Here is a 26,669-nt window from a genome sequence, read left to right on the forward strand (position 1 = left end):
ACAAAAAAGGGGCTGTCAATAGATGATTTTATCTACTATTGACAGCCCCTTGATTTATTTATGGAAAATCAGGGCTTATATGACTTTAAAGTTAAACCTTAAATTTTTTGATCATCTCATTTAATCTTTGTGCTAAATCCGCTTGTGAATTGGCCACTTTACTTACTTCTTCAATCGCAGTTGAAATCTCAATCGAATTGTTGGCAATGTCTTGGGAACTAGCTGCTGATTGTTCTACAGATGAGGCCACTGATTCAATCGCTGAATTGATTTGGTCAATCGATGTTGAGATTTGTTCTGATTTTGCTGTAAATTCCTCAAATAATTGACCGATTACATTAGCATCTTGTTGATATTGTTCGCCAGTCTCAAGCAACATTTTGTAATCAGTAGCTACCTTATCATTTACAAATTGTAAAATATCCTTGGCATTCTCCGATAAATGATGAAAACCATCTTGTACTTGCTTGACCACTTGTTGAATTTCAGAAACGGTAGAGGTAGATTGCTCAGCCAATTTACGTACTTCATCAGCAACTACAGCAAAACCTTTGCCATGTTCCCCAGCTCTTGCTGCTTCAATTGCTGCATTTAAGGCTAATAAATTGGTTTGTCCTGCAATTTCTGCGATCACTTCAGCCATTCTGCCAATTTCTGAAACAACTTTTCCTGCTTCGATGGCTTTAAGGATCCGTTCTTGTTTTTCTTCATAAATTACAGACGCTTCTTTACTTGAATGTTCTACATTTTCTTTTATTTGTTCGGCTCTCTTCTCAATTTCCTTTGCGATTACATTCCCTTCTCCTGCACTTGTGACGAATTGGTTAGTTGCCGTTGCTACTTCTTGTCCTGATGCGCTAATCTCCTCGGTAGAGGCGCTGGTTTCTTCCATTCCCGCTGCGATCTGTTGTGTTGCTGCATTAATGGTTTGACTTTGAGCGGATATTTCCTCCACTGTAGCAGAGAGCTGCTGGCTAGAATCGTCTAACTCCCTTATATTCGTACTAATTTCTTTTATCATCCCTTTTAAATTAGCAACCATCATATTAAGTACTTTTCCAAGCTCGCCAATTTCATCATTAGACTCAATTGTAACCTCATTAATAGAAAGATCATTATTTGCTATTTTTGTAATCTGATTAGCAACAATCAAAATTCGGTTTGATAGTCTATTGCTGAATATATAAACAATGATTCCAGCTAAGAGAATAAGAATCACCATAATCACAAGTTGAAAGGAGACATTCTTTATCATATTTTCCTTGTACACCTTTTCTTGTTGGCCAACTATTGTATCAATTTCATCGATATAGTTTCCTGTACTTACGATATAATTCCATGGTTCAAAGAGTTTTGAATAGACTCTTTTCTCCGTTAGCTTATTTGTTCCTACATCTGTAGGTTTTTCCCACATATATTCGGAAAATCCATTATTTTCACCGTCTTTAGCAGCTTTAATAATATTTTGGATTAAGTAAGTACCATTCGGATCTTTGATATTAAGTCTGTTGGTACCTTCCTGATCTGGAAGCATTGGATGTCCAACCAACATACCATCTGTTCGATCAATCCAAAAATAGCCGGAATCTCCATAGCGCAGTTCCTTTACTAGCTTAACACCTAGATTTTTCGCATCATCTTCACTCATCGTTCCATTTTGATATTGACTATACGCATAGTTTAATAGAGTGACTGCCGTTTCTACTTCACTTTTAATCATCGTGTCATAATCTCTTAAAAGATTTTCTTTAAAATGGTTTAGTGATTGATGATTTTGATTGATTGTAGATAAAATATTATATCCACCTAAAAGACCTAAAACAACCAGTACAATAATAACAAAAAACATGATTAGTTTATATTTTATTTTTCTCATTTCCCTGCTCCTTTTCGACAAAATCTATTATTTTTGAACTTAGTTTGACAAAATATCATAGTAAAGTTTACTAAATTTTGATAGATTTTTGAATAATATTCCCCAAAAATAAGACTAAAAATAGGTCAAAATAACTAGATTGCATTAACACGAAAAGGAGTTTAGGAAGTGGCTATTGTTTATTTTTGTTGCGATTGACTCATTTGCATTACTCTTTGTACATTTCTACTACGGTAAAGAATCGTGCTTCTTTTTAAATACTCTAGCGGAATACTCCAGACATGAACGAGTCGAGTAAATGGCCAAATGCCAAAGATGGCAAAGGCAAAGAGTGTATGCAATTTAAATAGTAAAGGTACATCAACCATTAGTGTTGGATCTGGTCTAAAGAGAAGCAATCCTCTTAACCAAGGTGCAAGGGTTTCTCGATAGTCAAATCCACCAACGAATAAATTAAATCCTAGGGTATTATAGACACCTATCGCAATCTCTATAAACAAGAGAACCGCAATTAGAATATCGCTAATATGACTTGTCATACGAACTCGTTTTACATTGACTCGACGGAATAATAGGATCATGATCCCAGCTAATGTGATGATTCCAGCAAAACCACCCCCAAAGATCGCTCCAGCATGATACATCTCTTCTGTCATCCCAAGTGCTTTGGTCCAAGCTTTAGGAACAAGCAATCCAACCAAATGACCACCAAAAACCATCAGAATCCCTAGATGAAAGAGAATGCTTCCCCATTTTAAGGATTTCTTTTCCATAAATTCGCTTGATTTTGCTGTCCAGCCAAATTGATCCGTATTATAACGATAAATATGACCAACAACAAATATGGTTAATGTTAGATAAGGGAATATTACCCACCAAAATTGATTCCAAACGTTCATCTTTGCACCTCCTCCTTACTCTTCAGAATGAATAGGCAAGATTTGATTTAAAATCGTTAAACTCGCTTCTACCAAGTTAGCATATGGACTATCTACCTCTAACAGCTCATCTCTTAGCTTTTCAATGGCTGGTTGAAAGGGAGGTAGTAGTTTTGCAATGTCCTTCTGATCCGCAATTGCAATAAATTCAAGGAAAAGTGGAAGGTAATCAGGCAATTCTTCCGTTTCCATGACAAGGCCTGCCTGTTCGTAAAATTGCTTTAATTCCACTAGAACAACTCCACGTTCTCTTTCCTCTTTCAGTTTCGAATAGGACAAATAAAGATTTGTCTTTTCATTGAAATCGAAGGTTTGAACATAAAGATTCCTTAATTCATCAGAATCTGTTTCTTTTAAAAAGGTTAAAAAGCTTTTTAATTGCTGATAAACTTTAGGGTTAAATTCTGAGACTTCAGCTATTTCACTTTCTAAGTCAGTTTCAAACCATTCTTGATCAGGATATTGTAATAGAATAGAGATGAGATGCAGCAATTCCCTATTTCCCATTTTTACCTCCTGTCATTAAGAAAAAGCTATGATTGTCTCCATAATAATCCCCAGTCATACAAGTATTGCAATCCCCACCATTAAAATCGAAGCCAGTTGTCCCTTGTTCAGAATAGAGATGCATAAATTCTTCTTTGTGAGCGGTTGGAATCACAAAACGGTCTTCATACTTGGCGATGGCAAGTAAACGATACATTTCTTCGATCATGGTTTCATTTAAGCCCAACCCTTGTAGAATCGTTTCGTCATATTCTTTTCCAAGATTTTTAGCTCTCATGAATTGTCTCATTGCTGCCATTCGCTTTAAAACTGTGGTGATTACTTTTTCATCTCCAGCAGATAGCAAATTCGCAAGGTATTGAACAGGAATACGCATTTCGTCAATGGCTGGGAAAATATCGACTGGATCTAACTCAGATCCTTTTCCTTCAATTCGATTCATAATTGGACTTAATGGCGGAACATACCATACCATTGGCAATGTACGATATTCTGGATGTAAAGGTAGAGCAATCCCATATTCAATCGCTAACTTATAAATCGGTGACTTGCGTGCTGCCTCTAACCAATCCTCAGAAATGCCATCACGTTTGGCTTGAGCAATTACTTCTGGATCATTTGGATCCAAGAATAAGCTTAAATGAGATTGATATAATTCCTTCTCATCTGCAACGGATGCAGCCTCTTCTACTCGATCCGCATCATACAATAACACGCCTATATAGCGAATTCTTCCGGTACAGGTTTCACTACATACAGTAGGCAAGCCAGCTTCAATTCTTGGGAAACAGAATGTACATTTCTCTGCTTTTTGGGTTTGCCAGTTAAAATACACTTTTTTATAGGGACAGCCTGTCATACAGAAGCGCCAGCCGCGGCATGCCTCTTGATCCACTAAGACGATTCCATCCTCATCGCGTTTATACATTGCTCCTGACGGACAGGAAGCAACACAAGAAGGATTTAAACAATGTTCGCAAATTCTTGGTAGATGCATCATAAAGGCTTGCTCAAACTCAAAACGAACATCTTCTTCAATTCCTTTTAAGTTGGGGTCTCGCTTCCCTGTTTCATGCGTACCTGCCAAATCATCCTCCCAGTTAGGCCCCCATTTTAATTCCATATATTCGCCGGTAATCTGTGACTTTGGCCGTGCAACAGGTTGGACTTCTTTATGCGGACTGTTGGTTAACTTCTCATAGTCATAGGTCCAAGGTTCATAATATTCATCGATTGTCGGTAAATCAGGGTTATGGAAAATATTCGCGAGCTTACTTACACGATTTCCTGCTCTTAATTCCAATTTCCCATTCTTTAAGATCCATCCACCTTTATACTTCTCCTGATTTTCCCATTCCATTGGATAGCCAATCCCTGGTTTTGTCTCAACATTGTTAAACCAGATGTATTCTGCACCTGGACGATTGGTCCAGGTATTTTTACAGGTAATGCTACAGGTGTGGCATCCAATACATTTATCAAGATTCATCACCATGGCTACTTGAGCTTTAATCTTCAAGCCAATCCACCTCCTTGAGTTTACGAATCACTACTTTTAAGTCACGTTGGTTTCCTGTTGGTCCATAATAGTTAAATCCATAACTAAATTGAGCATATCCCCCAATTAAGTGGGTTGGTTTCAAATGAATCCGTGTTGGACTGTTATGGGTACCGCCACGCAAATGAGTCACTTGAGAACTTGGTACATTGATGGTACGATCCTGTGCATGGTACATATAGGTTGTTCCTTTTGGCATCCGATGGCTAACGACTGCTCGAGCCACGACAACTCCATTGCGGTTATATACTTCAATCCAGTCGTTATCCTTAATACCAACCTCTTCTGCATCTTCGTTATTCATCCATACAGTTGGACCACCACGGAAAAGGGTTAGCATCGTTAATGAATCATAATACATACTGTGGATGTTCCACTTTCCATGTGGTGTTAAGTAACGTAAGGTAATCGTTTTCCCTTCAGATTCAGGCATTTGTTCATGCTTAGCAAATGCTTTCGTTGGAAGGGTAGGTTTAAATACAGGTAAGCCTTCTCCATATTCCAACATAATTTCATGATCCACATAGAAGTGTTGGCGTCCTGTTAAGGTTCTAAATGGAACAAGTCGTTCAATATTCGTCGTAAATGGTGAATATCTGCGCCCCTTATTCGTGCCACTAAAAACTGGGGTTGGAATCACTTCTCTTGGTTGAGCAGTAATACTATTAAAATCAAATTTTTCTTCGGTACGACCCTCTACTAAATCTTTTAGCTTAAGACCTGTTTTCTTTTCTTCAGACTCCCAAGCTTTTAATGCCATTTTCCCATTAGTAGCACTAGATAGGGTCATTACTGTTTCCGCTACTTGGCGAGCAGTTTCTAACTGAGGCATTCCTTCAGTGATCCCCTTCGTTTTTACTGTGTTGTTGATTCGTTTTAATTCTTCATATTGCTCTTTTGCTGACCAAGCAACCCCATGTGCTCCAATCGGATTTTTCTCGACCAAAGGACCTATTGCCGTATATTTATCATAAATCTTAGTATAATCCCGTTCAACAATGACGAACTTTGGCATGGTTTTACCTGGAATAGCTTCTACTTCACCTTTTTTCCAATCACGAACCTTTCCATAAGGCTGTGCAATTTCATCAGGTGAATCATGCAATAATGGTGCAGCGACAACATCCTTTTGCACACCGGGTAAATAGGTTTTTGCCATTTCTGAAAATACCTTTGCTAAGCCTTTGAAGGTATCCCAATCCGATTTAGACTCCCATGGAGGATTTATCGCAGGATTAAATGGATGGACAAATGGATGCATATCTGTACTGCTAATATCATGCTTTTCATACCAGGTTGCTACTGGTAAAACGATATCGGAATACATAGCTGTTCCAGACATTCTAAACTCTAGGTTCACTAGTAAATCTAGTTTACCTTCTGGTGCTTGTTCACGCCATTTGATTTCACTTGTGCGCAGTTCTTTGCTCTCTTCGCCAAGCAAACCATGAGAGGTACCTAAGAAGTTTTTCAAGAAATAATCGTGCCCTTTTCCAGAACTAGAAATTAAGTTTGCACGCCAGACAAATAAAGTACGAGGGAAGTTCAATGGATGATCTGGATCTTCAACAGCAAATTGCATCCGGCCTTCTTTTAACTCTTTTACGATATAGGAAACAGGTTCTTCTCCGGCTTTTTTTGCTTCTTCTACTAGTTTGATAGAATTACGATCAAACTGTGGGTAAGAAGGTAACCAGCCTAAACGGGCTGCTAAAGCATTATAGTCTGCTGCATGTTGGTATCTTGGTTTTTCTACATTTGCTGCAATTAATTCGTTCATCGGCAATTCTTCATAGCGCCACTGATCTGTTGCAAAGTAATAATAAGATGTGGCATTTTGTAATCTTGGTGGCATTTGCCAATCTCTTGCAAAAGCGACGGTTTGCCAACCTTCTGCTGGACGGACTTTTTCTTGTCCTACATAGTGAGCCCAACCACCACCATTTACTCCTTGGGATCCTGTTAAGAGGACAAGATTTAAAATGGTACGGTAAATTGTATCTGCATTGTACCAGTGATTAATTCCTGCTCCCATGATGATCATTGAACGACCATTTGTATCTACCGCATTCTGAGCAAATTCACGGGCAATTTGAATCACTTGCTCCCGTGGTACACTGGTATATTCTTCTTGCCATGCAGGTGTATATGGTTTTTTGTCATCATAATCTTTTGGATAATCGCCTGGTAAGCCACGATCTATTCCATAGTTGGCAAGCATGAGATCATAAACGGTCGTAACGAAAAGTTCTTTTCCGTCTTTTTCAACCCTTTTTACCGGAATAGAGCGATGAAGGATATCTCGATTCAGATCATCAAAGTAAGGAAGTTCAATAGAGACTATTTTGTCTTCGACTCCTAAAAGAGAAATACTTGGATCATAAGCATTCCCTTTCTCATCTTGCATCTGAAGATTCCAATTTCCTTTCCCTTCATGACGATGTCCAATACTTCCAATCGGAACGACGAATTGCTGTGTTTTTTCATCAAAGACTACTGTTTTCCATTCTGCATTTTCGTAAGTGTCAGCTAAGTCGTTTGCTAAGAGGAAACGGTCAGTAATAAAGCTGTCCCCTTTTTTCTTTAATGTAACTAGGTAAGGTAGGTCAGTATATTTCTTTGCATAGTCTATAAAATAGGGCGTTTGTTTTTCGATATAAAATTCTTTAAGAATAACATGGGTCATGGCCTGTGCTAATGCACCATCAGAACCAGGGTTGACAGCTAACCATGTATCAGCGAATTTCACTGATTCTGCATAATCCGGGCTAACGGAAACGACTTTCGTTCCTTTGTAGCGTACTTCAGTCATAAAATGGGCATCAGGTGTACGTGTTAAAGGTACATTTGAACCCCACATCATTAAATAACCTGCATTGTACCAATCACTACTTTCAGGTACGTCCGTTTGTTCACCCCAAATTTGTGGTGAAGCTGGAGGTAAATCTGCATACCAATCATAGAAGCTAAGCATGGGGGCTCCAACTAAGGATAAAAAACGAGAACCAGCGGCATAACTGATCATCGACATCGCTGGAATCGGTGTAAATCCAGCAATTCGATCAGGACCATATTTTTTAATCGTATAAAGAAGTTGTGCAGAGATGATTTGATAAGCTTCATTCCATGAAGTACGAACCATACCCCCTTTACCTCGAGCTGATTTGTAAGCTCGGACTTTGTCCGGGTCTTCTACAATTCGCTTCCATGCTTCTACAGCATCACCGTTTGCTTCTTTTAGAGCATCACGCCAAAATTGAAGTAGAATACCGCGAATATATGGGTATTTCACGCGTAGCGGGCTATAGGTATACCATGAAAAACTTGCTCCCCTAGGACATCCCCTTGGTTCAAATTCCGGCATATCTGGCCCTGTTGTCGGGTAATCAATCGCTTGATTTTCCCATGTGATAATTCCATCCTTAACAAATACCTTCCAACTGCAAGAACCAGTACAGTTTACCCCATGAGTTGTACGAACGACTTTATCGTGCTGCCAACGATTACGATAAAGTTTTTCCCATTCTCTATCTTGAGAAGTTAATTCGCTCCAACCATTGGCATATTGTTCTTTAGGTTGGAAAAATCTTAACTTTTTCCATAATGGTGAACGTTTCTTTCCCATGCGTATCTCCTCCCTTTAATGTATTGAATGTGTTTAATAATCCAGTATATTATTTTGATTTGATAATTTCATAAGGTATTGACGATGATTAATAGCAACATTCACAAGCGTATAAATGGCCAAAAGTAAAAAACCTAAACTATAATTTCCTGTCATCTCTTTAATCATTCCCATCAAAATCGGAGGAAAAAATCCCCCTATTCCACCAACCGCACCCACTATTCCTGTCACAGCGCCAGTATCATTAGGGAACAATTGAGCTACTAGTTTAAAAACAGCTCCATTACCAATACCGACAAATAAAGCGATGGTTAATGAGCCTATCGAAAACAAAATAAAATTCTTTGTGCAAAATGTAAGAAGGATTGAACTAAAAATAATCATGAGAAAAGCAATATGTAATACTTTGCCTGCATGATATCGGTCTGAGAAATACCCACCTAATGGTCTAGCTGCAGTGGCTAGAATGATAAAACCGGCAGCTCTTAATCCTGCATCAACTGTCGATAGATGAAATAAATCTTGCAGTAAAGAAGGTAGATAAACACCAAAAGCAACAAAGGAACCAAAGGTCACAAAATAAAAGTTAGATAAAGCCCATGTATCTTTGTATTTCATTACTGAAAAAGATTGAAGGATAAACTTCTTTTGTTGAAGCAATGGCATTTCCTTTGTATTGGTCCAAAAAAGAATCGCCGTAATCCCTGTAACCGTAGACATCAGCCAAAAAGTGATTGAAATCCCAAAGTGGTTAGCGACTGTAGGCAAGGTGAAATTAGAAACAGCAGTCCCTGCGTTCCCAATCCCCACAATTCCTAAAATTAGTCCTTGTTTTTCTTGTGAATAGAATTTAGAGACATAAGTAATCGCAATGGCAAACGATGTCCCTGCCATACCAATAAGAAATGCCCAAAAAAGCAACATGGTAAAGGACTGAGCAAGGCCAATTCCGACGGTTGGAATGATTAAAAACAAAAGAAGCAAAGTAAAAACCTTTCTTCCTCCATAAAGATCAGTAATCACACCAACCGGAATTCTCATCAGCGATCCGAGCAAGACAGGGATTGCAACAAGGATGCTCTTTTCTGTAACCGACAAACGGTAAACCCTTCCAATTTCATATGCCATCGGTGCCAGTGAAGCCCATAAAACAAATGTAACGATCATCGCAAAGACAGTAACGATCAATGTTGTTCTTGGAGTTTCATGATCAGAGAGGTCTTTTTTTACATTCATACTATTACCCCCTCTTTTTCATTACATACCATTTTAACCCTCTTTTAAATCAGGGGAATCCCCTATTTTGTTTAGTGGACTCCCCTATTTACACGGGTAGGAATTTTCCTAAGTGCTTAGTTTTTACTTATACCTGGATAAACTGACTTTGCATATTTAGTTTTTAGGATGAAAGCAATAAAGATTGAAATCACGGCTAGCACGGTATAAACGATAAATCCTTTTGCATAACCAGCTTGACCATAGAAATCAACAAAGATTCCAAGAATAGGAGGTACAGCAAAGCCTCCAAATGCACCTAATCCGCCAACCCAACCACTTGCACCACCAGGTGCACTTGGTACATATTTAGGAACAAGTTTAAATACGGCAGCATTGGCGACGCCCATTCCTGCCCCCATAATGATTTCACCTAGTAAGGAGATACCAAAGCTTTTTGCAAAAGCAAGAACCACCGATCCGACTAAAACAATCATAAAACTAACCATGGCCGTTCTTTCGCCACCAAATTTGTCACTAATATGACCACCATAAACCCTAATAAAGGAAGCAAGAATTGAAAAACCTAAAGCCATTAATAGTCCCGCTTGGCGTACCTCAAGTCCATGATATTGAATCCAATAGGTAGGGAACCAAGTGGTTAAAGCTAGGAAACCACCAAAGGATGTAAAGTATAAAGCGACTAGTCCCCATGTTCCAGGAACTTTTGCAGAAATCTTTAATGCTTGTACAACAGTGCCAGATGGAAATAATTCTTGGCCAAGCTCTTTGGATACTTGCTTTGCTTCCTCTTTTTCTACTCCTTTTTTGATCAACTGGAAGTAATAAGCATCTTGAGCAAATGCAGTGTAAATCGATGTTCCGATCACTAAGAAAAGAAACCATGTTGCATATGAACCTGTTAAGCCAAGTCCAACTAAAGCAAAGGGAAGTAAGATCCCAAAAATCCCAGGAGCTGTATTTCCTAAACCACCATATGCTCCAAGTGCAAAACCTTGTTTATTCTGAGGAAACCAATAGGAGGTTTGTGGTACCCCGACAGAGAAGGTGGCAATTCCACTACCACTTAATAGACCAAAGAAAAAGATAAGTGGGTACATTTTAAGCGTTAGTTGGTCTGGATAGTAAAGATAAAGAATACTAGTAAGTCCAGCCATTCCAATAATTGATAAAGCAAATAGAGTTAGAAAAGGCTTTTTTCCTCCTACTTTATCTACCCATGCCCCAAAAGGGATTCTTAAAAGAGAACCTGTGAGGTTTGGTGCAGCCACTAAAAACCCTAACATCAGAGCAGGCATATTCATCACTTTATTAATATTAGTTGCCACAGGTCCATACAGAGAAACAGCAGCAAAACCAATAAAGAAGCCAAAAGTTGCCATCGTTAATCCTGTTTTTGGGTTTCCTTTTAGATTGTACTTTTTCATTAAACTCTCTTTGTTCATCTTTATATCCATTCCTTTCGCTTCGCTCAAGGCACAAAACGTAATGAAATAGTTGTGCTTTGGGCGAAATTTTTATTATTTTAAACTCATAGGAATACCAGTAAACTACAAATCACGTGGAGGTGAGTGGGTTGCTCCAATTATGGAGTGACCGCATTTTTATATGTGTAGATTGCCTTTCCAAGCACAAATAAGTGTGACTTCGAGCACGCAGACTTATCTTTGTATAAACACTACTCGTTTATTGCTGGGCAATCAGTCAATGCTGGCTATCCCTATACACCTCAGAAAGGAGTTTTTCCTATTACAAACGCCATCGCTTTTCAACTTTCACCAAAGGTTTGAAAGAGCTGTCAAAATGGCTTTGTCAAAATAACTGTAAGGATGTCTGTATGGAATCTACCGGGAAATACTGGATTCCCGTGTTTAATGTACTTGAAGATTCCTGCAATATCACTCTGGCACATCCTAAATACGTCAAGGCGATACGCGGCAAAAAGACGGACAAAAAGGATGCCAAATGGATTGCCGATTTATTTAAGCATGACCTTGTAGCTGGAAGCTTTATGCCTCCACTTGCGATCATCGATCGATGGCTTGTTTGCTATGCCTTTTTTTATAGAATACTACTTCAAGTAATCATTTCAGACTTCCTCTCCCAAATTTTCTTTTTTCTATTTAATTCCACTATCATTCTACTTTTTCAGTAATGAAAACGTAATCAGGGAACTCCCCTATCTTTGGCTAGTGAATTTCCCTATTAGAAAAGGTTTGTATATTCTAAAGCGCTCCATTGTCTGTGCATTTCTTTTGTATTAAAAATTTTAAAAAACTGCTGACATCATTGTCAACAGCCTATTATTATTGAATTATAATTTAACTTTTTACAAATAACCTGAGATTGATCACAAAATTCACGAAGGTGAATATCCCTAACAATAGGAAGCCAAGCATATATTGTCCTGTGATGTCCTTAACGATTCCCATTAAAATTGGTGGAAAAAAACACCTATTCCACCAGCAGCACCAACGATTCCGGTAACTGCCCCTGTTACTTTTGGAAACAATTCTGGCACTAATTTAAACACAGCACCGTTGCCAAATTCGGCAAAAAAGGCTATCCCCAAAGCAACTAATGCTAATGGTTGGAATGATTAAAAATATCATTAACCATGTATAAAGTTTCTTTCCTCGATAACGGTCAGTCCATATTCCTAGGGGAATTCTCATCACAGAACCCAATAAAACAGGAATGGCAACAAGAATACTTTTTTGTGTCGTTGACAATTGATATAGTTTTTGGATCTGTGAAGCCATAGGGGAAAGTGAGGCCCATACAGCAAAAGCGATAATCATCGCAATCATCTACATGATTAATGCAGAATTGGCACCATTTATCGTTCCATTCTCTTTAGTTCTCAATACAAATACACCTCTTTTTTAAGGTTTATTTTTTGTCAGCCGAAAAGTACGGAGAAAGTTAATACTACGGTAACTAATATAGTTGCGTTTTAGATATTCCAACGGTAAACTCCATAGATGGACAAGTCGTGTAAAGGGCCATAAAGCAAAGAGTAGAAATGCTAACAGAATATGAATTTGAAAACTTAGAGGTACGTCCCTCATCAATGTTGGATCAGGTGAAAAGGTGAAAAGACTACGAAACCAAGGACCAACTGTACTTCTATAGTCAAATTCACCTACCAAAAAGTTTCGAATGACGGTCACATAAACCCCTTGAAATACGACCAATAACAAGACAAACTCAGTGAACCAATCCATTCTTTGCGTAAATAAGCGAATTCGAGAAACGGTTAAGCGACGAATGACTAAAATCACCAAACCAATCAAGGCCATCACTCCAACTACTCCACCTATCGCAACAGCACCTAAATGGTATAGCTCATCTGGAACCCTTAGTGTTTCATAGACTGATTTTGGAACTAAAATCCCAGCCACATGTCCAAAAAAGGCAAAGATAATCCCATAATGAAACAGAGGGCTTCCCCATTTTAACAAGCGTTTTTCCATAATCTCACTTGATCTGGCAGACCAACCAATCTGATCTCGGTTATATTTGTAGATGTGGCCTAAAATAAAAATGGTTATGGTGACATAGGGGTAAATCACCCACAAAAATTGATTAAGGATTGTCATAACACACCTCCAGTAAGTTCAGGTTGCATTAGAGATTGAATGTGATCTAAGCTGGCTCCAACCACAAATTGATAGGGGCTTTGCAGATTGGCCAACTCCTTATACAGCTTTTCAATATTCTCTTTTTGCGAATAGAGAATATTCGGCCAATATCGATAAGGAGCGATCGCCAAAAATTCGAGTATAACGGGTAAATAATCAGGCAACTCGCTACTTTCAAGGTAAAATCCAGCTTTCCGATATTCATCCTTTAATTGCAGAAGAGCAGGTCCTCTTTCCTTTTGATCTTTATGCTGAAAATATGTCAGATAAAGGGCTGTCTTCTCATTAAAATCAAAGGTTTGAACATAGCGTTCACAAAGATCTTCTAAGTGATGATGATCGAGATAATCTTTAAATTCCTTTAAAGATTCTTTTTCTTTCCCGTTATTTAAAAATTGAAGCATTTTATTTATGTCTTTGCTTCTTACCCATGACTCTTCAGGATATTGCAAGAAAAGTGAACATAGTTTAAATAAAAGTTGGGTGTTTTCCATTATTCCCTCACCTCTAGATGGAGTTGATGGTTATCCATTTCGTCACGATACTCAGTACTACATGTTTGACAGCCTTCCAAGAAGGAAATACCTGCTATACCTTGCTCTTCTTGTAAATCACCGGTATTTTCCCGATGAGCTGTTGGAATCACAAATCGATCACTATATTTGGCAATCGCTAGTAAACGATACATCTCTTGCATCTTTCGGTCTGTAAAATCAAAGGGTTGAAGCAAGCTTGAATCTGGTTGTTTACGAATATTTAATGCACGCATATATTGGCGCATGGCAACCATTTTCTTCAGGACATTGCGAATGATTTCAGTATCCCCAGCAGTTAAGAGATTGGCCAAGTACTCAATCGGAATTCGTAATTGCTCAATCGCTGGGAATAAGACACTTGCATCTTCTTCCCCTCCTTTTCCTTGAAAGGCATTCATAATTGGACTAAGTGGTGGTACATACCATACCATAGGTAAAGTTCTAAACTCAGGATGCAATGGTAAGGCAACACCATATTCCACAGCCAACTTATAGATGGGTGAGCGCTTTGCTGCTTCAAGCCAACCTTCTGGAATGCCATCATGTCGTGCTTGCTCAATCACGTTAGGATCATTGGGATCTAAGAACATGCTTAACTGGGCTTGATATAATTCTTTTTCATCCTTTGTGGAGGCGACTTCCTTGATTCGCTCAGAATCGTACAAAACAATCCCGATGTAGCGAAGGCGACCAACACAAGTCTCAGAACAAACGGTTGGTAAACCAGCTTCAATCCTTGGGTAACAGAAAGTACACTTTTCCGCTTTTTGTGTATTCCAATTATAATACGTTTTCTTGTAAGGGCAGCCTGTCATACAAAAACGCCAACTCCGGCATGCTTCTTGATCAACCAAGACAATACCGTCTTCTTCCCTTTTATAAATCGCACCTGATGGGCACGAGGCCAAACAAGAAGGATTGATACAATGTTCGCAAATTCTTGGAAGGTAAATCATAAAGGTTTGTTCGAATTCGAAGCGGATTTTCTCTTCAATTCCTTTGAAATTATAATCTCGTTTTCCTGTCACATGAACGCCTGCTAAGTCATCCTCCCAGTTTGGCCCCCATTTAAGCTCCAGATATTCTCCTGTTAACAAGGATTTAGGCCTTGCTACAGGTTGATGTTTTTGTAAAGGGCTTTTGGTTAATTCTTCATAATCATAGGTCCAAGGTTCATAGTAATCATCGATCGGTGTAAGATGAGGATTGTAAAAGATTTGCGATAACTTTGTACTTCTTCCACCTGCTTTTAATTCCAAACGATCATTAAGAAGGGTCCAACCTCCTTTATGTTTTTCTTGATTTTCCCATTCTTTTGGATAGCCGATCCCAGGTTTTGTTTCTACGTTGTTCCACCACATGTATTCGGCACCTTTACGATTCGTCCACACATTGTTACAAGTAACGCTACAGGTATGGCATCCTATACACTTATCCAAATTCATCACCATGCCAAATTGTGCCTTAATAGTCAAGCCAGTACACCTCCTCCAATTTGCGTATGATCACTTTATCATCACGTTGTGTTCCTACCGTTCCGTAATAATTAAAACCATAACTAAGCTGTGCATAGCCACCGATCATATGAGTGGGTTTTAAATGAAGGCTCGTTAAACTGTTATGTGATCCACTTCGTTCCCCTGTCGTCGATGAGCCAGGAATATTAATCGTACGATCTTGAGCATGGTACATATATGCGGTACCTTTTGGCATCCGATGACTTACGACAGCACGCGCAGTAACCACTCCGTTGCGGTTATATAATTCGATCCAATCGTTATCTTGAATCCCTGCTTCTTCCGCATCCTTAGTACTGATCCAGACATGGGGTCCACCACGGAATAAAGTGAGCATAGGCAATGTATCATAAAAAGTCGTATGATAGGACCATTTATGGTGTGGTGTTAGATAACGCAAGGTAATTTCCTTATCATTCGTATTTGGCCTTCGATCATTTGGATAAAAAGGTTTCATTGACAGAGTTGGTTTATAAAGCGGTAAATTCTCTCCAAATTCCATGATCAATTCATGATCTAAGTAAAAATGTTGACGACCCGTTAATGTCCTCCATGGGACTAACCGTTCTACATTAACAGTAAAGGGTGAATATCTTCTTTCCCCACTCATATGCCCACTAAATACAGCTGATGAGATCACCTTTCTTGGTTGGGTAGAGATATCAAAAAATGAAAAATGCTCTTCAGCTCGTTCTTTAGCAATGTCGTTTAATTCTACTCCCGTTTTCTTTTCAAGAGCTTCCCAAGATTTCATTGCCATTGAACCATTGGTCGTACTCGATAAGGCTAGTATGGCCTCGGCAGCATCCCTCGCACTGTAAAGGGAAGGACATTCCGTAAATCCTTCTTTGTCCCTTGTGCCTAGTAGATTCTGGAGTTTGGTATATTCTTCTGCTCCCTTCCAGGCGATTCCATGTGCTCCAATCGATTCTTTTACAAGCGGACCAAGGCTAATCATCTTTTCATAAACTTGGGTATAATCGCGGTCTACAACGTGAATCCTAGGAAGATTTTTCCCTGGAATAGGATCATGTTCTCCATTCTTCCAATCAGGCACTTGCCCAAATGGTTGAGCGATCTCATCAGGCGAATCATGAAGTAAGGGAGTTGTAACAATATCTTTATGTACCCCTGGTAAATAGGTTTTGGCAAGATCAGAAAAAACTTGGGCAATTCCTTTAAAAATATCCCAATCCGGCCTTGCTTCAAAAGGAGGATCAATGGCTGGATTAAAGGGATGAACAAAGGGATGCATATCTGTACTACTTAAGTCAAACTTCTCATACCAAGTCGCTGCTGGAAGAATGATATCTGAATAAAGCGGAGTTCCAGCCATGCGAAAATCTAAACTGACGATCAAATCCGCTTTCCCTTTGGGAGCCTCTTCCCTCCACTTGATCTCTGATGGTTTTAAGGTCTGGTTTTCTTCACCTAAAACCCCGTTATGGGTTCCAAGTAAGTGTTTAAGGAAGAATTCATGTCCTTTACCTGAACTTTGCAATAGATTTTCCCGCCATAGCAAAAACACCTTCGGGAAATTTTTAGGATCATCTGGATCTTCTATTGCAAAACGTAGCTTCCTTTGTTTTAATTGATCAACCACATATTGAACGATTTGATCCTTTTCCTTAGCTCCTGATTGCTTTGCCTCTTCCACTAATTTCAGTGGATTTTGATCAAATTGAGGATAAGAAGGTAACCAACCAAGACGAGCCGCTAATACATTATAATCTGCTGTATGACGATAACGAGTTTGGGCAACCAATGGTGAAGTGAGTTCCTCCACCGTTAATTCATCATATCGCCATTGGTCGGATGCGAAATACCAATAAGAGGTTCCATTTTGCAATCTAGGTGGCCCACCCCAATCTCTTGCCATCGCAATTTGCTGAAACCCTTCAAATGGACGAATCTTTTCTTGACCCACATAATGAGCCCATCCTCCACCATTTTTACCTTGGGAACCTGTAAGCATAACCAAATTGAGAATCGTCCGATAGATCATATCTGAATGGTACCAGTGATTGATTCCTGCACCCATAATGATCATTGACCGCCCCTTGGTATCGATAGCATTTTGGGCAAATTCACGGGCTATTTGAACCACCAGATTCCGATCTACACCTGTAATCGCTTCTTGCCATGCTGGTGTATAGGGTTCTGCATCGTTATAATCTTTTGGATAATCTCCCGGCAATCCACGATCTACACCTGTATTTGCTAACATGAGATCGAAGACAGTTGTCGCGTAGATGGTTACCCCATGATATTCTAATTTTTTTACAGGAATAGAACGATGAAGAATTTCCTTTTTTCCTTCATCAAAATAAGGGAAATCAACCATCACAACCTCATCTTGGTGATCTAGAAGTGTTAACAGTGGATCCACATTTGTAATTCCCTTTTCACTATCTTCCATTTTTAAATTCCAATTCACTTTACCATCCCAACGATGGCCGATTGAGCCATTGGGAACCACAAATTGGTTTGAGTTTTTATCAAATACAACCGTTTTCCATTCAGCTTTATCCAAAGGTAGTCCTAAGTCACTAGCAACAAGGAAGCGGTCAGCTACAAAATTTTCTCCTCGTTTTTTCAGTTTGATTAAGAACGGAAAATCCGTAAACTTTTTCACATAATCGGTAAAATACTCTGTTTGTTTGTTTACATAGAATTCCTTCAAGATGACATGGGTCATGGCCATCCCTAATGCAGCATCAGTCCCAGGGTTAACTGCCAGCCAATGATCCGCAAACTTAATGTATTCTGCGTAATCAGGGCTAACGCCAACCACTTTCGTTCCCCGATAACGTGCTTCTACCATAAAATGAGCATCAGGAGTACGAGTCTGTGGGATATTAGAACCCCATATCAGAATGTACCCTGAGTTATACCAATCGCTACTTTCTGGCACATCGGTTTGCTCCCCCCAGATTTGCGGCGAAGAAGGTGGTAAGTCTGCATACCAGTCATAAAAACTAAGTATCGGGGCACCGACAAGATTAAGAAATCTAGCCCCCGCAGAATAGCTAACGATCGACATGGCAGGGATCGGTGAAAAACCGACAATGCGATCTGGGCCATATTCTTGAATCGTATGTATCATCGAGGAAGCGACCATCTTGTTTACTTCATCCCAAGAAGCGCGAACAAATCCACCTTTTCCGCGTGCCTCTTTATATGCTTTTGTTTTTTCTGGATCACTTAAAATACTTTTCCATGCTTCAATCGGATTTTGCCCATGTTGCTTCATAGCTTCTCGCCAGAATTTTAGAAGTGTGCTTCGAACGTAAGGGTATTTCACACGTACAGGACTATAGGTGTACCATGAGAAGGTTGCCCCTCTTGGACATCCTCTTGGTTCGAATTCTGGCATATCTGGACCTGGTGAAGGATAATCAATCGCCTGATTTTCCCAAGTAATGATTCCATCCTTCACAAAAACTCGCCAACTGCATGAACCTGTACAGTTCACCCCATGGGTAGTGCGGATAAACTTATCATGTTGCCAACGACGACGATAGATTTTCTCATTATCCCGATCATAGGGTGTTACTTCACTCCATCCATCCTTCGATCGGATCTTTTCTTGTTGAAAAAACGTCCATTTCTTTAATAAAGGCGGTATCTTTTTCTTTGTCATGCTTCATTCTCCTTTGTTGGGAAAAAATACACATTTTGTGTTAGTATTTATTGACAGAAAGAAAAATATGTAGTTTTTTTCGCAAACTAGAAAAAAAAAGACAAAAAAAACACCCCTACACAAATTCGTAGGAGGTGTAAATTCCCATTGTATTCTTTTGTTATCTATTTAATCTTATATACTCGTTTTATTTTTTATACTCATCTTGCCATTCCTTGCTAGATTGTTCTTTACTGACGATCCAAAAAGTCTTGACAGGTTTGAATATTTTCAATATGTTTCTTTTTCATCTGAGTTAAAAATGAACGGGTTTCCTCATGTAATTCCATTTGAAATAAATCATCAATTTTACGAACAACCCAGGATTGTCCTTTGTTTAATAAAGATAATCGGTTGCTTAAACCTTCTTGAGCTTTCACCTTATCCGCAAAATCCCCTGTATTTTTACTAGGTACACCGCCTTCTCTTTTCACACTTTCAATCAAACCATTGGTTGACCAAGATTCATCGCTTTTAATCAGATCAAGTGGTAATTCCACATCAGGATATGCTTTTTGAAAAAAATCCAGTGTAACGACTCCAGCTTTTTCAGCTTCAAGCAATTGATTTAACAATTCGATTTTTTTATTTTCCAATCTGATCTCTCTCCTTTATGCGGTAATCCATCGTGCCCCATCTCCATTTATGACAAGACGATGCACTGTAGGATATGTTTCCATCAGGAAATTCTAAAACTGAATATACTACATAATATATTTGTAAAAATTTTCTCCCACAAATATTTGACTCAAACCAATCATGATAAGGAGTTGTAAGTAGAATCACACTATTGTACAATAAATATGATAAATACAGTTGTAATAGCAATAACCAAAAAGGATTGATGGAAAGATGCCATCTATAAAAGAAATGTTACAACAAGTTGAATTATTAAAAGGTTTAGATGAGGAAGACTTAGATCGAATTGAAAAAATCACTGTTAGAAGTATGATTGGAGTTACAAGGGAAACGATTAGTCGTACCTTTGCCCAATTAAAAAAAGAAGATTTAATTGAAACCGATGATAAGAATCACCTTTACATCAATCCAAATGATCTAAAAGATAAAATCTAAAATTAAGGGACCAACCATATCATCCCTTTTTTCTGCCTTTTTTCATTTTTTCTTTAGCAAGACATCGGTCTAATCGTTTTACTAAACCGTTAGTGTTCCTTTCATTCCACCATGTTGATCCAGATCCCCACATACAACAGAACAGTAAAAGGTGTAACTACCAGCCTCTTTGACATCGACTATTTTTTCAACCGTTTTCCCTGGTGCCAATGATTCGTTAATCCCTAACTCATCAATCGCAAATCCATGCATTCTTTTTGCTTTGTTTTCAATGACAAATTTAACTTTACCTGGTTTAACATTGATCGTATCAGGGATAAACTTCCAATCCTCAGCCACAATGTGAACCGTTTGAATCTGATCATCTGAGGTTTGGGCTTGATTCGATGATTGTCCACAACCAGCTAGGATTCCAAGAAAAAGCAAACTGCTTACTAAGACAAGTATGATTTTTTTCATATCCTTCACCTTTTTCATTCTTAAATTTATCAATTAGAAAGTGTAACTTTCTTCCTTTAATCACTTAGGATTTGTATATTCCATAAGCAAAGATATAGGACGACTAGCAGCTTCAGCTGTGTAGCGTCACTTGTACACTTTGTGTGCTTTTAGGAGTGTAGAAATACACGGACAACGGAGCGCGTTGGAATATACAAACCCATTTATTCTTACGGTGCTAATGGTTGATCTTTGGCATCTTTTGTAATTTTTAATATTCCGGTTGCACCTTTTGTTGCATCTTTGAAGGAGTGAGTAACAATCGGATAAGCTCCTTCTTCAGGTACTCTTAATTCAACGACATAACTTCCTCCAGGTGGAATGGTAACGGTTTGTACACCTTTATCTACATTCTCTGGATAACCGTTTAAATAGACTTTTTCAAAAATAGTTCCTACAATATGAAAGGCACTAAAATTGTTTGGCCCTGCGTTCACAACATAAAAACGGATTAATTCTCCCGGTTTAGCCTCTAGAGGCTGATCTTTATATTTAAAGGCTTTTCCATTAAATGCAACCACTTGTGGTTCGCCATTCATCATATCTTCTAGATCGTTCGCATCTTTATAGAATTCACTTTGAACCAAAACGAATTCCCTTGCTTTTTCAAAGGTTTGTTCAGAATCAGCCGGATCGACGATAATGGCTCCGTACATCCCATTTGCGATATGAGCAAGCACAGGGGGTGTTCCACAATGATACATAAAGGCACCAGGAACTTTAGCCTCCCATTCATACGTAAAAGATTTCACCAGGCGCAACATCCACATAGTTTTTGTCTGGAGCGATCTCTGATGCATGGAAATCCATTGAATGCGGCATATTTGGATCTTTATTCACTAAGGTAAAACGAACCTTATCGCCCTGTTTTACACGCAATACAGGTCCTGGAACGGTACCATCAAATGTCCAACCTTGATAATATTTATCTTTTGCAATTTCAATCTTATTTTGTGTTATATAGAAAGTAATATCGACCGCGTTTCCATTTCGCTTAATTTCGGCAGGATATTTCGGTTGATCAATAAATTGTTCTGATTTTTGGTCTTGATTTTGCCCTTGGCTTTGGTTCTGTGCATGATTTATAGAAAGTTGTCCAGTGCTACATCCAGCTAAGCCAATGACTACAGCGATTGCTCCTATAAAAAAGGCCATCTTCATATTAGCTCTCATTTTGTGTCCCCCTTCACCTTTTACACTATGGTAATAGTAACAAATCCTCACAAAAAAATATATGATAAAAATCACATTTTCGTAAATACAAGAATACATTTCGGACTCAACAAAAAAGGCACCATTGCCACAATTATGACATAGGTACCTATATTTTGGTTATCTAGATCGTTGCAAAAAACTTCTTTTTCATCACTTCAATTTCTGTTTCATGCTTAAATTGGCGATTTGCGAGAAGTTCTAAACTGGCCTCGATACTATCTAAACGTTCATTAATACTCTTGATGTCTCTCTTGATTTCTGAAATCTCACCTTTAACCCCAGAAATTTCTGCTCTCATTTCTTGTTGAAATTCGCCTAACTGTTTTTGAATGGCATATATCCCTTCAAAAAGCTTGTCCATATCCAATTTCAACACCGCCTCTTAATCATAAATATATTTAACCTATTATATCATAAATCTGAATCATAAAGTGATCATTTCACTCATCCAAATCAAGTAAACCCTTTTTAATCGCAAATTTCACTAATTGTGGGCGAGTGGTGAGCTGTAGTTTTTCCATAATCTTTGCTTTATGGTTCTCCACCGTCTTCACACTAATAACAAGCTTATCAGCAATTTCTTTATTAGAATAGCCTAAGGCAACAAAGGACAAGACTTCTTTCTCACGAGAAGATAGTAAATCTAATGAATCTTGTTCTTCCTTTTCTGCAAAATTTAGATAGCCTTCAATTAACCGTTTTGTAGCAGTGGGATAGAGATAAGCTTCTCCCTTACGAACCGTTCGAATGGCGTGTAACAATTCTTGACTTGGTGCACTTTTTAGAATATAACCTGAAGCGCCAGCTTTTAATCCACGGAAAAGATACTCATCGTCATCATGCATCGTTAGAATTAAGACTGATAAATGAGGCATCTCTTTTTTTAATTCTGCAGTAGCGAAAAAGCCATCTTTTCCATATGGCATACTGAGATCCATTAACACGACATCTGGTTTTAGTTCCAATGCCTTGTTAATCCCCTCATTTCCATCAGCTGCTTCCCCTACAACCTCCATATCGGTTTGGGCATTCATTAACATCATTAATCCAGATCGAACCACTGCATGATCATCCACTAATAAGATTTTGATCTTATCCAATCTTCTCCTCCCCCTTTTGTAAAGGAATATGAACCTCAATTTCTGTCCCTTTCCCTAGTTGAGAAGTAATATGGAAGGTCCCCCCAACATGGAAGCTCGTTCTTCCATTCCGTATAAACCTACCCCTTTATCATGACGCCCGATATCCTCCATTGAAAATCCTTTTCCATAATCTTTAACCTTCAAAACCACTTCATTTTCTTTTTTGCACATCGTTAAATCAACTCGATCACTATCTGCATATTTGGCTACATTGGTTAATGCTTCCTGACTAATTCGATACAATGCAGTTTCAATGCTGGAATCTAATCGTTCCTTGTCCCCTGAATATTCAAAATTAATTTGAATTCCGAATGTATCACCAAACGTCTTTATATATGATTTAAGTGCAGCAATTAACCCTAAGTCATCTAAGGCAGAAGGCCTTAATTCAACAGCCATATGTCTAATTTCTTCTAGAGTTCGCTTTGTCGTCACCCTTAATTGTTCCAAATGCTGTCTCGCTTCTTCACTTTTTAAAATCGGTTGTATATATTCTAATCCTAATAATACACTAAAAATCGACTGTCCAATCCCATCATGTAATTCTCGCGACAAGCGTTTTCTCTCCTCTTCTTGCGCACGAATCATAGAAGCAGCAAGCATATTATGGATCCGATTCTGTTCCTTTTTGCGATAATCGCTCAAATTTCGAATAGACAAGATGGTTAAAGGCTTTTGGTCTGCTCCCAAAAAGTTTGAAGTACTAATTGAAACAGGAATTTTAGAATCATTTTTATGATTTAATTGCAATTCATAGTAGGATAGCTTGTGGTGGTTTAAAAAACATTTATCATATTCACAAATTTTTAATTTACCATTCGTGTCTTGACAGATATTGCAGAAAATATCTGGTACGATTTCGCCTCCAAGCAACTCCTTAGCAGTATCATTCATTTCAACTATATTCTTCTGTTCATCTAAAACCATAATTCCATCTGAAACATGTTGAAACACACTAAGTAATCTTTCCCGTTCAGCTCTTATCGCTTTGTCTTTGCGATAAATGGTATAAAAAAGAATAGTAGATAAAAAAATGGTGCCCAAAAATAAGATGAGTTCGTTCATTAAATGACTACCTTTCTTTCATGTCCAACAATTTTTGTGATAAGTAAAAAAAATTCGCAAATGAAATTGAAACAATATAATTATATTGATAAACTTAATTATGATTATAACAAAAATATAACATTTTAAGGAGAAAAAAAGGCTATGAAATTAATTCTACCAAAAGAGCATGGCGCATGGGCAATGTGGATTGCACCCTATATCATTGGCTTTCTTGTTACCGATTTTCACTGGTTCCATATCCTTCTCTTTATTAGTATCTTTTTTGCATATATATCAATTTCTCCTTTTTTGCAAGGGATTAAAAGGCCTTCGGATCGGAAAGAGTGGTGGAAGTTATCCTTTACCTATCTAGCCATTTCATTCCTTCTTAGCATCCCTTTTCTTATTTGGTTTCCTAAGTTACTTTCTATTATTTTAATGATCATTCCCTTCTTTTTGATCAATCTATATTTTGCTAAGCAGAAAAAAGAAAGGGCATTATTCAATGACTTCAGCGCAATGGTATCGCTTACGTCAACATTGCTTGCGTCTTACTATATCGGTAGTCATCAAATAGATGAGAGAGCCTACTATTTATGGTTGTTAAATTTACTCTTTTTCTTTGGAACCGCGCTATTTGTCAAAACTTTATATCGTGAGAAAGAAAACAAACGTTTTAAATGGGTCACAAATCTCTATATGATATTCCTCCCTTTATTGGGTTTCTTATTTTCTGAGTTCTATTTGATATTGGCTTACTTATTTTCTATGGTAAAGACACTATCAACACGTGCTGGAGCCCCTTTAACGCCTAAAAGGGTCGGTATCCTTGAAATTATCAATACGATTTGGTTTATCATTTTTGTCGTCTTAAGTGTAAAATGAAATAAAACCTGAAACGAGGAGTGACTTTTTTGACAACTACTAAAGAAGAAATTCGCAAACTTTTTTTAGAAAAACGAAGAAAGCTAGATCCACATGAGGTTACCATACACTCTAGAAAAATACTTGAACATTTATTTGAATCTCCTATCTTTTATCAAGCCAAACATATTATGACTTATATGAGTTATCAAAACGAAGTTCAAACAGATGACCTTGTTTCTAAAGCCATCAACTTGCAAAAGGTCGTATCAGTGCCAGTATGCAATCCAAAAGATACAACGCTTTTCCCCAGTCAAATAACAGGTTTAAGTATGATTGAAAAAGGATATTTTGGTCTACGTGAGCCAAAAAAAGAAATGATTCGTCCTGTTGATCCGAAGAAAATCGACCTAGTCATCGTGCCTGGTGTCGCTTTTGACCCTAAAGGAAACCGTATTGGTCACGGAAAAGGCTATTACGATCGTTTTCTAGAGACCTTAAACCCTTTAGTCCCTAAAATTGGCCTAGCCTTTCAATCGCAAATCGTTAGAGAACATTGGCATGTAAGCCAGTGGGATATTCCAATGGATGGAATCATGACGGAAGAAGGATGGGTTTACAAAAACTTTTAAAGGAGTTTTTCTGATGGAACACCCACATGCAGCAAAAAAAATCATCAACTTAATTCCCTTATTCGCAGATTTGTCAGAGCAAAATAAAGAATTATTAAAAAATGCCCTTGTTGAGCGAACTGTAAGAAAAGGAACGGTTTTATTCGTGGAACACGATCCAGCAGATGCCATTTATTTCCTTCGCAAAGGAAAGGTTCGCTTAACCAAGTCAACACCTGATGGAAAAGAACTCATCTTACATATACGAAAACCTGGTGATCTCTTTGCAGAGGTTGCCTTATTTAGAAAAACGATCTATCCTGCCACCGCTGAAATGATTGAAGACGGTGAGGTTGTCATCATTAGAAATCAAGATCTTGAACAGATTATTATGCGTTATCCTGAGATTGGGATTTCTATTATTCAGATCATGGGAGAACGTCTCCATCAAGCTCAATCCAAATTACGTGATGTTACATTATATGGAAAGTTAGGGGCTTTATCTGCTTCATTAGTTCGTCTTGCAGAAGAATATGGTGTGAAGACCGAAGAAGGGATTGCTATTCAATTAACTCTTACCCACCAAGAATTAGCTAATTTTATTGGAGCGGCAAGGGAGAATGTAAATCGGATGATGTCAACTTTAGAGAAAAATGGGATCCTAACCATGAAACGAGGGGAAATTGTAATTAAAGATCTGGAAGAGTTAAAGAATTATATTAATTGAAAAAATGTATTTTGTACATAGCTCCGTTGTTCGCCTCTTTCTTTGGTGTACAAAATACATTTTCTACGGAAAAGGATGATTATCCAACAATTCCTTTTTCTTTAAGTGCCTCTAGGGCTTCTTGTTCTTTTTCTTCTTTGATTTGATACTCTAATTTACCGTTGGTTATTTTTGCACAACGTCCTCCAAAAGGTTTTAACATTTCTTTAATCTCTTTTAAATCTGCTGTTGTTTTTAAATCATAAAATACTTTCATCTTTCTCTTCCTTCCTCTCATCATTTTACTAGTTTAAAACATTCCTAATTTTTTCTTTGCTTCATCAGTCATTTTATCAGGTGACCAAGCTGGTTGCCAGAGTGAACTACATCGCC

General features: G+C 38.1%; 24 protein-coding genes and 1 pseudogene. 5 read left to right on the forward strand and 20 right to left on the reverse strand.

Annotation, left to right across the window (positions count from 1 at the left end; all coding sequences use genetic code 11):
• Window positions 1-91 precede the first annotated feature (91 nt).
• The 7 genes from U473_RS07340 to U473_RS07370 all read right to left on the reverse strand — a co-directional run bounded on the left by U473_RS07340 (window position 92) and on the right by U473_RS07370 (window position 11,185).
• Entirely contained in the window at window positions 92-1,876 is a 1,785-nt protein-coding gene (locus U473_RS07340) for a methyl-accepting chemotaxis protein (RefSeq protein ID WP_068724880.1), read from the reverse strand.
• Window positions 1,877-2,055: 179 nt separating this feature from the next.
• Window positions 2,056-2,775: a respiratory nitrate reductase subunit gamma gene (narI, locus tag U473_RS07345; RefSeq protein WP_068724882.1), complete on the reverse strand. Its 720-nt coding sequence runs from the start codon at window positions 2,773-2,775 to the stop codon at window positions 2,056-2,058.
• Between the two features lie 15 nt (window positions 2,776-2,790).
• Entirely contained in the window at window positions 2,791-3,321 is a 531-nt protein-coding gene (narJ, locus tag U473_RS07350; RefSeq protein WP_068724884.1) for a nitrate reductase molybdenum cofactor assembly chaperone, read from the reverse strand.
• Window positions 3,311-4,840, reverse strand: coding sequence for a nitrate reductase subunit beta (gene narH, locus U473_RS07355; protein ID WP_082732426.1), 1,530 nt, complete (start codon window positions 4,838-4,840; stop codon window positions 3,311-3,313). The genes narJ (U473_RS07350) and narH (U473_RS07355) overlap by 11 nt, the downstream gene beginning before the upstream one ends.
• Window positions 4,830-8,504: a nitrate reductase subunit alpha gene (locus tag U473_RS07360; RefSeq protein ID WP_068724887.1), complete on the reverse strand. Its 3,675-nt coding sequence runs from the start codon at window positions 8,502-8,504 to the stop codon at window positions 4,830-4,832. Before U473_RS07360 ends, narH (U473_RS07355) begins: the two co-directional genes overlap by 11 nt.
• 33 nt (window positions 8,505-8,537) lie before the next feature.
• A complete protein-coding gene (locus U473_RS07365; protein ID WP_068724889.1) occupies window positions 8,538-9,740 on the reverse strand; it encodes an MFS transporter in 1,203 nt (400 codons plus the stop codon).
• 116 nt (window positions 9,741-9,856) lie between these two features.
• Complete coding sequence (locus U473_RS07370) at window positions 9,857-11,185, reverse strand: MFS transporter (RefSeq protein ID WP_068724892.1); 1,329 nt, start codon at window positions 11,183-11,185, stop codon at window positions 9,857-9,859.
• Between the two features lie 302 nt (window positions 11,186-11,487).
• Between U473_RS07370 and U473_RS15785 the strand changes: the two are divergent.
• Window positions 11,488-11,769 (forward strand): annotated as a pseudogene (locus U473_RS15785) (IS110 family transposase); the annotation flags it as partial.
• A 496-nt stretch (window positions 11,770-12,265) separates the two neighbouring features.
• Here U473_RS15785 and U473_RS15220 read toward each other — a convergent pair.
• From U473_RS15220 to U473_RS07405, 6 genes are all read right to left on the reverse strand, one after another.
• Window positions 12,266-12,541: an MFS transporter gene (locus U473_RS15220; RefSeq protein ID WP_235589077.1), complete on the reverse strand. Its 276-nt coding sequence runs from the start codon at window positions 12,539-12,541 to the stop codon at window positions 12,266-12,268.
• Between the two features lie 84 nt (window positions 12,542-12,625).
• Window positions 12,626-13,336 (reverse strand): respiratory nitrate reductase subunit gamma, encoded by a 711-nt coding sequence (gene narI, locus U473_RS07385; RefSeq protein ID WP_068727528.1) that lies wholly within the window; start codon window positions 13,334-13,336, stop codon window positions 12,626-12,628.
• Window positions 13,337-13,338: 2 nt separating this feature from the next.
• Window positions 13,339-13,878, reverse strand: a complete 540-nt coding sequence (gene narJ, locus U473_RS07390) for a nitrate reductase molybdenum cofactor assembly chaperone (RefSeq protein ID WP_068724898.1) — start codon at window positions 13,876-13,878, stop codon at window positions 13,339-13,341.
• Complete coding sequence (narH, locus tag U473_RS07395) at window positions 13,878-15,395, reverse strand: nitrate reductase subunit beta (protein ID WP_068724900.1); 1,518 nt, start codon at window positions 15,393-15,395, stop codon at window positions 13,878-13,880. Before narH (U473_RS07395) ends, narJ (U473_RS07390) begins: the two co-directional genes overlap by 1 nt.
• Complete coding sequence (locus tag U473_RS07400; RefSeq protein WP_068724902.1) at window positions 15,385-19,080, reverse strand: nitrate reductase subunit alpha; 3,696 nt, start codon at window positions 19,078-19,080, stop codon at window positions 15,385-15,387. The genes narH (U473_RS07395) and U473_RS07400 overlap by 11 nt, the downstream gene beginning before the upstream one ends.
• 230 nt (window positions 19,081-19,310) lie before the next feature.
• Window positions 19,311-19,715 (reverse strand): DUF6306 domain-containing protein, encoded by a 405-nt coding sequence (locus U473_RS07405; RefSeq protein ID WP_068724904.1) that lies wholly within the window; start codon window positions 19,713-19,715, stop codon window positions 19,311-19,313.
• A gap of 256 nt (window positions 19,716-19,971) precedes the next feature.
• Here U473_RS07405 and U473_RS07410 point away from each other — a divergent pair, with 256 nt between their 5' ends.
• Complete coding sequence (locus U473_RS07410; RefSeq protein WP_068724906.1) at window positions 19,972-20,193, forward strand: helix-turn-helix domain-containing protein; 222 nt, start codon at window positions 19,972-19,974, stop codon at window positions 20,191-20,193.
• An 81-nt stretch (window positions 20,194-20,274) separates the two neighbouring features.
• Here the strand turns inward: U473_RS07410 and U473_RS07415 are convergent, their stop codons facing one another.
• From U473_RS07415 to U473_RS07435, 6 genes are all read right to left on the reverse strand, one after another.
• Window positions 20,275-20,652: a cupredoxin domain-containing protein gene (locus tag U473_RS07415; RefSeq protein ID WP_161937300.1), complete on the reverse strand. Its 378-nt coding sequence runs from the start codon at window positions 20,650-20,652 to the stop codon at window positions 20,275-20,277.
• A 209-nt stretch (window positions 20,653-20,861) separates the two neighbouring features.
• Window positions 20,862-21,443, reverse strand: a complete 582-nt coding sequence (locus U473_RS14275) for a cupredoxin domain-containing protein (protein WP_082732427.1) — start codon at window positions 21,441-21,443, stop codon at window positions 20,862-20,864.
• Window positions 21,424-21,864, reverse strand: a complete 441-nt coding sequence (locus tag U473_RS14280; RefSeq protein WP_161937301.1) for a multicopper oxidase domain-containing protein — start codon at window positions 21,862-21,864, stop codon at window positions 21,424-21,426. Before U473_RS14280 ends, U473_RS14275 begins: the two co-directional genes overlap by 20 nt.
• 163 nt (window positions 21,865-22,027) lie before the next feature.
• On the reverse strand, window positions 22,028-22,279 hold the full coding sequence (locus tag U473_RS07425) for a hypothetical protein (protein WP_068724911.1): 252 nt from the start codon (window positions 22,277-22,279) through the stop codon (window positions 22,028-22,030).
• A gap of 67 nt (window positions 22,280-22,346) precedes the next feature.
• Entirely contained in the window at window positions 22,347-23,006 is a 660-nt protein-coding gene (locus U473_RS07430; protein ID WP_321164157.1) for a response regulator transcription factor, read from the reverse strand.
• Window positions 23,007-23,060: 54 nt separating this feature from the next.
• A complete protein-coding gene (locus U473_RS07435; RefSeq protein WP_068724912.1) occupies window positions 23,061-24,113 on the reverse strand; it encodes a sensor histidine kinase in 1,053 nt (350 codons plus the stop codon).
• A gap of 144 nt (window positions 24,114-24,257) precedes the next feature.
• Here U473_RS07435 and U473_RS07440 point away from each other — a divergent pair, with 144 nt between their 5' ends.
• Genes U473_RS07440 through U473_RS07450 form a run of 3 tightly spaced genes read left to right on the forward strand, consistent with a single transcriptional unit; the run spans window position 24,258 to window position 26,297 of the window.
• Complete coding sequence (locus tag U473_RS07440) at window positions 24,258-24,980, forward strand: YwiC-like family protein (RefSeq protein ID WP_068724914.1); 723 nt, start codon at window positions 24,258-24,260, stop codon at window positions 24,978-24,980.
• A 29-nt stretch (window positions 24,981-25,009) separates the two neighbouring features.
• A complete protein-coding gene (locus tag U473_RS07445; protein WP_068724915.1) occupies window positions 25,010-25,591 on the forward strand; it encodes a 5-formyltetrahydrofolate cyclo-ligase in 582 nt (193 codons plus the stop codon).
• A gap of 13 nt (window positions 25,592-25,604) precedes the next feature.
• On the forward strand, window positions 25,605-26,297 hold the full coding sequence (locus tag U473_RS07450; RefSeq protein ID WP_068724916.1) for a Crp/Fnr family transcriptional regulator: 693 nt from the start codon (window positions 25,605-25,607) through the stop codon (window positions 26,295-26,297).
• Window positions 26,298-26,376: 79 nt separating this feature from the next.
• On the opposite strand, the gene U473_RS15010 is transcribed toward U473_RS07450, so the two are convergent.
• Window positions 26,377-26,553 carry a hypothetical protein gene (locus U473_RS15010; RefSeq protein WP_201024161.1) on the reverse strand — a complete coding sequence of 59 codons (177 nt, stop codon included), beginning with the start codon at window positions 26,551-26,553 and terminating at the stop codon, window positions 26,377-26,379.
• Between the last annotated feature and the right edge of the window lie 116 nt (window positions 26,554-26,669).

The sequence above is a fragment of the Tepidibacillus decaturensis genome, from assembly GCF_001561915.1.
In the GTDB taxonomy this organism is placed as follows: domain Bacteria; phylum Bacillota; class Bacilli; order Tepidibacillales; family Tepidibacillaceae; genus Tepidibacillus_B; species Tepidibacillus_B infernus.